Below are 6,440 nucleotides of genomic sequence, written 5' to 3'. Positions count from 1 at the left end.
CGGCGCGCACACCCTTGGATGCTTTCGGGCGACTGGAGCGCACCCACCAGCAGATTCACCACCACTTCCTCGATCTGGTCGGCCGGGATCATCCCGGTGGCGCTGCTGCGGTAGCCATAGCGGCTGTCCGCCTTGGGGATGTAGTAGCGGTACTTCTTGCCCGAGGGCTTCTTGCTGTAGGTGATGTGGTACTTGCCACCATCAGGGCCGTACATCAGGCCGCGCAACAACGCGTCGGTCTTGTGCCGGGTCTGGGTCTTGCCCATGCGCTGGTGCGCGTCCTCAGACAAAATGTTCTGCACCCGATCCCACAACTGACGGGTGATGATCGGCTCGTGCTGTCCAGCAAACGCCGTCCCCTTGTGGCGGATTTCGCCAACGTAGATCGGATTGCGCAGCACCTTGGAGATGTACTTCTTGTCCATCGGCGTGCCGTTGCGCACGCTGCCGTCCTTCAGCCGGTTGGGCTTGGTGGTGATTCCTTCCAGGGCCATCTCACGGATGATGTCCGTGATGCAGCGCGTTTCGGTGAAGCGGGTGAAGATGCGCCGGATGGTCTCGGCATCCTTCTCCTCGATGATCAGCTTGCGGTCTTTGACCTCGTAGCCCAGCGGGGTGTAGCCACCCATCCACAGGCCCTTGCGCTTGCTGGCGGCGATCTTGTCGCGGATGCGCTCGCCTGTGACTTCACGCTCGAACTGCGCGAAGGACAGCAGGATGTTCAACATCAGCCGCCCCATCGACGTGGTGGTGTTGAATTGCTGGGTGACCGACACGAACGACACCTTGTGGCGCTCGAAGACTTCCACCAGCTTGGCGAAGTCGGTGAGGCTGCGTGTCAGGCGGTCGATCTTGTAGACGACCACGATGTCGATCTGGTCGGCAATGATGTCGGCCATCAGACGCTTCAAGGCAGGACGTTCCATGTTTCCGCCCGAGTAGCCGCCGTCGTCGTAGTCGTCGCCTACCGGCAACCAGCCCTCGGCACGCTGGCTCACGATGTAGGCTTGGCCCGCTTCGCGCTGGGCGTCGAGGGAGTTGAAGGACTGGTCGAGGCGCTCGTCCGTGGAGACTCGGGTGTAGACGGCGCAGCGTTTCTTGGTCACGACGATGTTCACTTGGCACCTCGCTTCTGTTTGTTCTTGGTGATTCCGAAAAACAGCGGTCCTGACCACTGGGTGCCGGTGATGTGGCGGGCGACTCCCGACAAGCTCTTGAAGCGGCGGCCTTCGTATTCAAAGGAGCCGTCCGCCTGCGCGGTGACGCGGTGTTCGCGGTTGTCAAATTCCCGCACCAGCACCGTGCCGGGAATGACCTGAACTTCCACGCCGCGCTGCGTCTTGATGTTGGATTGAGCTTCGCCGATCCGTGCCATCTGCGTCTGCACGAGCAGGGCGGTGCCCAGTGCCTCCTCCTGAATCTTGTAGGCGACGCGGCCTTCGACATAGGCCCGGTTATGGTGGGGTGGTCGCTGCGGGAAATACTTGTCCCAAACCGCCCACAAATCTTTCATGGCCAGTTGGGGAAGATTGGCGATTTGTGCCGCCAGAGAGGGTGGTGTTATTGGTGCGTTCACTTGAAAACTCCTTCTGTAGAGGGGTTTGTATGAACGCGCTCGGGTGCCGAGAAGCCAAGTGGAATATCGCTGTCTTGTGGACGCGTGGAATGCAAGCGCGCGATGGCGGCCGCGATGATTTCTGCGGCCTCGCGGGCCCGTTGTCTCGGGGACATCAATTCAGGGAGTGTTTGTTCGACGGTCATTTCGGTAGCCAGTAAAGTTGTCAGACCGTTACGAAGAATATGCACACAGGGCGGTCGGGGTATCCCGTTTCAGCGTGCATCAGATAGGGTGAGCGAGATTTCGAGGAGATTTTCTGGGCGACGTTGATCGCCCTGGCGGCGTGGAGTGTTAGTGCGGAGACCATCACGGGTCGAGTGGTTGGCGTGGCCGACGGCGACACGGTCACCGTCCTCGATGCGGATAGGACGCAGCACAAGATCCGGGTGGCAGGGATCGATGCGCCGGAGATGAAGCAGGCATTCGGGCAGCGATCCAAGGCGTCGATGTCCGACCTCGTGTTCGGCAAAGACGTCGTCGTGATGAGCAGCAAGCGCGACCGCTACGGGCGGCTTGTTGGCAAGGTACTGGTCGCCGACCCTTCCTGCACCGCGCGCATGTGTCCGAAGACACTGGACGCAGGGCTGGCACAGATCACAACCGGGATGGCTTGGTGGTACCGCCAGTACGCACGGGAGCAGGCCGCCGAGGATGCCGGTGCCTACGAGTTTGCTGAGCAGGAGGCGCGCGACCGCCACGCCGGGCTGTGGCGCGATGCAGATCCGATAGCTCCTTGGGACTGGCGTCGCTCCTCCCGCCCGTAGTCAGGCCAGAGATTTTCTGCGTTGGGTCGCCTCCATTGACCTGATGTTCATCAGGTCATATATTGTGCAAATCGGCGAGGAGCAATGCCATGAGCAAGCGAAAGACCGAAGGCATTACGGAGCCGCAGGCAAGAACGCTGAGGGCGATTTGCCAAATCCTCGACAACACGGGCCTGCCGCCCACCGTCAAGGAATTGGCCGAAGCCCTGGGCATCAGCCACGCCAGCGCTCATGAACAAATCGCGCAGTTGGTACGCAAGGGGTATTTGAGGAAAGAAGAAAAAAAGGCACGGAGCATCGTGATAGTGAAGCGCAACGAATGACCGCGATGCTTTGATTTCAACAAGGGGAATCCTGGATGGGGCACGTTCGGCTCGGGGTACTGCCAAGAACGAAGGCGTGGAAGGAGGTCGTCGAACTGATCGCCGCCGGTGCTGACGTCTCCCAAATCGCCAATGCCACCATCACGGCGGCCGAAAAGGCCTTCTCCTTCGTGATGGACGATGTGGGCTACACCGAGGCCGTTTGGCTGATGACCCAGATGGCCATTGCCGCCAAGAAGCCCGATATCCACCAGCACCTTGCGGCAGCGGGCATCCATCTACCTGCCGACCCCTCCCTCATCGATGTGACCACGGCGATCACCGAAGCACTGGATCGGCGCGTAGAGGGCAATGGCCAGCGATCCGACCTCGGAGGCCTTGCCAATCGGGCCATCGTCGGTGCCGTCAACGATGTCCTCGCGCCCAAACTGCAATCGCTCTTTTCGTCCGACCCGGACACGATGCGGGCGGCGCTCGCAGACTTGGGAAAGCCGAAGGAGTTTGGCGACTTCTCCCGGCGATTCTTTGCCCGGCTGGCCAATGAAGGGCTGCAGTATTTCCTGAGCAAGGTCGTGAACACCCAGCTTGGCGATGGAATGCGCTTTGCGACGATGAATCAGTCGGCCCAGTTCAATGCGGCTCTGGAGACCCACACCCGAGAGGCGTCGGTCATCGTCGAGAAGTTTTCAAGTGAATGGTTCTCAAAACACCGGTTTCATGAGGGCGGTGATATTTCCAGAAAATCGTCGGACGGATTCGCAGGCTATGCGCTGAAAAAGATGAAGGACGAGTTGAAAGCGGGGGCGCGCAGCGATGCAAGGTAAGCGATACGTTCTGTGCGGCAACGCGTCCGCAAAAGGCATCAGCGAAGATCCCTCGCGCGATCTGCGGCTGCGGCTCTCCGGCAAGGCCGGGCACGGCAACATCACCCTGCGCATCGAAGACGTCCACACCAAAATGTTTCGTGGCGTTCCGCCGCTGTTTCACGACCTGCTGGAGATCGCCACCTACGTCTACAGCGCTGATCAGGTGGTCAGACGCGGTGCGGACGATGTCGATTCCTTTGGTGATGGCTGGCGGCGCGACCTGCACTTCGTGGTTCCGGTGCGCAATCCCGATTTTTGGAACAGTGCCGAGGTGCAGGAAACGCTGTGCTCGACGCTCGGGTTCCTGTCCGACGACCAGTACCAGTTCGACTTCGTCAAACTCGACCAGGATCACCAGTTCCAGGAGTACCTCGAGTTCAATGACACCCAGCAGATGTACGGGATGCCGGAGCAGGTGGTGATGTTCTCCGGAGGACTGGACTCTCTGGCCGGTGCCATCGATGAGGTTGTGAACCAGAAGCGGCGCGTGCTCTTGGTCACCCACAAGTCGACCTCCAAGCTCAACAAGCGACACCGCGTACTCGAAGAGATGCTGGCCGCGAAAGCAGGCGACAACGTGCCGCACCGCATTACCGTTCGCGTCCACAAGACCAAAGAACTGAACCACGAGTACACCCAGCGCAGCCGGTCGTTCCTGTACGTCTCCATCGGCGCGACGATTGCCCGGATGCTCAACCTCAAGAGTGTCCGCTTCTACGAGAACGGCGTGATCAGCCTGAATCTTCCGGTGTGCGCTCAGGTGGTCGGCGGCCGTGCCACAAGGACAACGCACCCGAGAGTGATGAAAGGCTTCCAAGACCTGCTTTCATTGGTGGCAGGTGAGCCCTTCGCAGTCGAGAACCTCTACATCTGGAAAACGAAGGCGGACGTCGTCAAGGTCATCACGGACGCTGGTTGCCACGACCTGATCAAGCATTCGATGACCTGCACCCACACCTGGGAGATGACGAACCAGCACACCCACTGCGGAGGCTGCTCGCAATGCATCGACCGTCGATTCGCAGTTCTCGCCGCCAAGGCTGATCAACACGATCCGACCGAACACTACAAGTTCGACGTGTTCACCCAGAGCCGTGATGCCCAAGATCAGAAGAAGAACGTGGACAAGATCATGGCCGCAGCCTATCTGGAGCGGGCCAATCAGGTGAATGGCCTCACGGACGTGGCGCAGTTCGTCAGCAGTTACCCCGACGTGGGCCGGGTCTTTAAGTATCTGAACTACAACAGCGCCGGGCAGGCAGCGCAGCGGGTGTTCGATCTCTACAAGCGGCACGCCAATGAGGTGATGGGGGCATTGGATGAGCTGCTTAGTCGTCACAGCAAGGAGATTCGGGAGCGGACGCTTCCCGGAGATTGCCTGCTTCAAACGGCTTATCAGGCGAACTCCGTGATCTCAATGCCCGCCGTGGTGTCGGCAGAAAAGCTGCCGGACAACATTTTCCGAAAGCGCGGTGGTGTCTGGGAGGCACGGTTCCAAGGTCGGGGACGACACACCATCCTGATCCAGGGCGTGGACAAGGGGGCTGAGTACATCAACCTGTTGCTGGCGTTCCCGGATCGTGAAACCTCGGTTTTTGAAATCGTCTGCGGCAGCGAAATCGGGGCCGTTGAATCGGCAGCGAACACCGGGTTGGATCACGATGACATCGAAGAGGGGTATCAAGTGTCTAACGGCGTGCCGCTGGGGGATGCTGGCGTGGTGGCGGACAGAAAAGCGATCCAGCAGTACCGTGGCAGATACAACGATCTGATCAGTGAAAAGGCGGATGCGGAGGCAGACGGTGACCACGAGCGGCTTGAAGAAATTCAAATCGAAATGGCTCAACTTGTGGCTGCTGTGACGGGGGCACAGGGAAAGGGGGGCAAGCTACGCAGGGTCGCTGACAGGAGAAAGAACGTCCGGGACGCCTTCCGCAACGCGGTTGACCGAGCCATCAAGCAAATCGAGAAGTACGACAAGCCGCTGGCTGAGCACCTGAAAGCCAGTATCAAGCACGGCAACGAGGTGGTCTACCGGCCGGAAATGTCGATCACTTGGGACGTCCGTCCAATCGCGAACACCTAGCCCGGTCGCGGGGTCGGGTCGCCTGCGTGAAGGCGGTTTCGGAGACGAACAAGGAGCCGGAAACCCGCGCCAATGCGGACGCAAACGCGGCGGCGTCCTTCGCAGAATCAGAGAATGGGCAGGATCCGAGAACGGAAGACGGCTCGAAACCGACTTGTTCGGGGCAGCGGCGTCCGTCGCAGCAAGGCCCGAACCCGCGCCAGCACTGGGGGAAACGGGCAAAAAAAACCAACCGAGAGTGGTTGGTTTTTTGAATAGTGGTGGAGAGGAGGAGGATCGAACTCCCGACCTTCGCATTGCGAACGCGACGCTCTCCCAGCTGAGCTACCCCCCACGACGGAGCGGATTGTAGCCGATCGCCGCTCACTTCATGCCGTTGCGTCGTGCCAGTTCCAGCCAGAGGCCAGCGTGGTCGGCGTCGGCCCAGCCGTGGTCGGCGGCGCTGCGGTACAGCTGCTCGAACAGCTGGGTGATCGGCGCGTCGAAGCCGAGCTCGGCACCGGTGGTCAGCGCGTTGCGCAGGTCCTTGATCTGCACGGTGATCGCGGCGCGCTTGGCGAAGTCGCGCTCGACCATGCGCTGGCCGTGCACCTCGAGGATGCGGCTGTCGGCGAATCCGCCGCGCAGGGCCTCGCGCACCTTGGCCGGGTCGGCGCCGCCGCGTTCGGCCAGCAGCAGGGCCTCGGCCACGGCGCCGATGGTGATGCCCACGATCATCTGGTTGGCCAGCTTGGCCAATTGCCCCGCGCCGTGCGGGCCCACGTGGGTGGCGCGGCCGAGCGG

Annotated in this window: 8 protein-coding genes and 1 tRNA gene; 4 read left to right on the top strand and 5 right to left on the bottom strand. The window is 60.8% G+C overall.

Going from position 1 to position 6,440, the window contains the following annotated elements:
- The 3 genes from x551_RS16985 to x551_RS25380 form a co-directional block, all read right to left on the bottom strand.
- Positions 1–1,118 (bottom strand): recombinase family protein (locus x551_RS16985; RefSeq protein WP_036249696.1); only part of this gene is annotated, 1,118 nt, incomplete at its 3' end.
- Positions 1,115–1,576, bottom strand: coding sequence for a DUF2924 domain-containing protein (locus x551_RS16980; RefSeq protein ID WP_036249693.1), 462 nt, complete (start codon positions 1,574–1,576; stop codon positions 1,115–1,117). The genes x551_RS16980 and x551_RS16985, both read right to left, overlap by 4 nt.
- A complete protein-coding gene (locus x551_RS25380) occupies positions 1,573–1,761 on the bottom strand; it encodes a hypothetical protein (protein ID WP_152543553.1) in 189 nt (62 codons plus the stop codon). Before x551_RS25380 ends, x551_RS16980 begins: the two co-directional genes overlap by 4 nt.
- A gap of 183 nt (positions 1,762–1,944) precedes the next feature.
- On the opposite strand from x551_RS25380, the gene x551_RS16975 reads away from it, so the two are divergent.
- The 4 genes from x551_RS16975 (at position 1,945) to x551_RS16960 (ending at position 5,657) form a co-directional block, all read left to right on the top strand.
- Positions 1,945–2,382 (top strand): thermonuclease family protein, encoded by a 438-nt coding sequence (locus x551_RS16975; protein ID WP_343252151.1) that lies wholly within the window; start codon positions 1,945–1,947, stop codon positions 2,380–2,382.
- A gap of 89 nt (positions 2,383–2,471) precedes the next feature.
- Positions 2,472–2,705, top strand: coding sequence for a MarR family transcriptional regulator (locus x551_RS16970; RefSeq protein WP_036235344.1), 234 nt, complete (start codon positions 2,472–2,474; stop codon positions 2,703–2,705).
- Between the two features lie 35 nt (positions 2,706–2,740).
- On the top strand, positions 2,741–3,529 hold the full coding sequence (locus x551_RS16965; RefSeq protein ID WP_036235347.1) for a hypothetical protein: 789 nt from the start codon (positions 2,741–2,743) through the stop codon (positions 3,527–3,529).
- Positions 3,519–5,657 (top strand): 7-cyano-7-deazaguanine synthase, encoded by a 2,139-nt coding sequence (locus x551_RS16960; protein ID WP_036235349.1) that lies wholly within the window; start codon positions 3,519–3,521, stop codon positions 5,655–5,657. The genes x551_RS16965 and x551_RS16960 overlap by 11 nt, the downstream gene beginning before the upstream one ends.
- Before the next feature lie 258 nt (positions 5,658–5,915).
- Here x551_RS16960 and x551_RS16955 read toward each other — a convergent pair.
- Both x551_RS16955 and x551_RS16950 read right to left on the bottom strand, forming a co-directional pair.
- Positions 5,916–5,990, bottom strand: a tRNA-Ala gene (locus x551_RS16955).
- 30 nt (positions 5,991–6,020) lie between these two features.
- Positions 6,021–6,440 (bottom strand): NAD-binding protein (locus x551_RS16950; protein WP_036249689.1); only part of this gene is annotated, 420 nt, incomplete at its 5' end.

Origin of the sequence: Methylibium sp. T29 (assembly GCF_000576205.1) — a bacterium.
Taxonomy (GTDB): Bacteria; Pseudomonadota; Gammaproteobacteria; order Burkholderiales; family Burkholderiaceae_C; genus Methylibium; species Methylibium petroleiphilum.
This window is presented reverse-complemented; position numbering and strand designations above follow the sequence as displayed.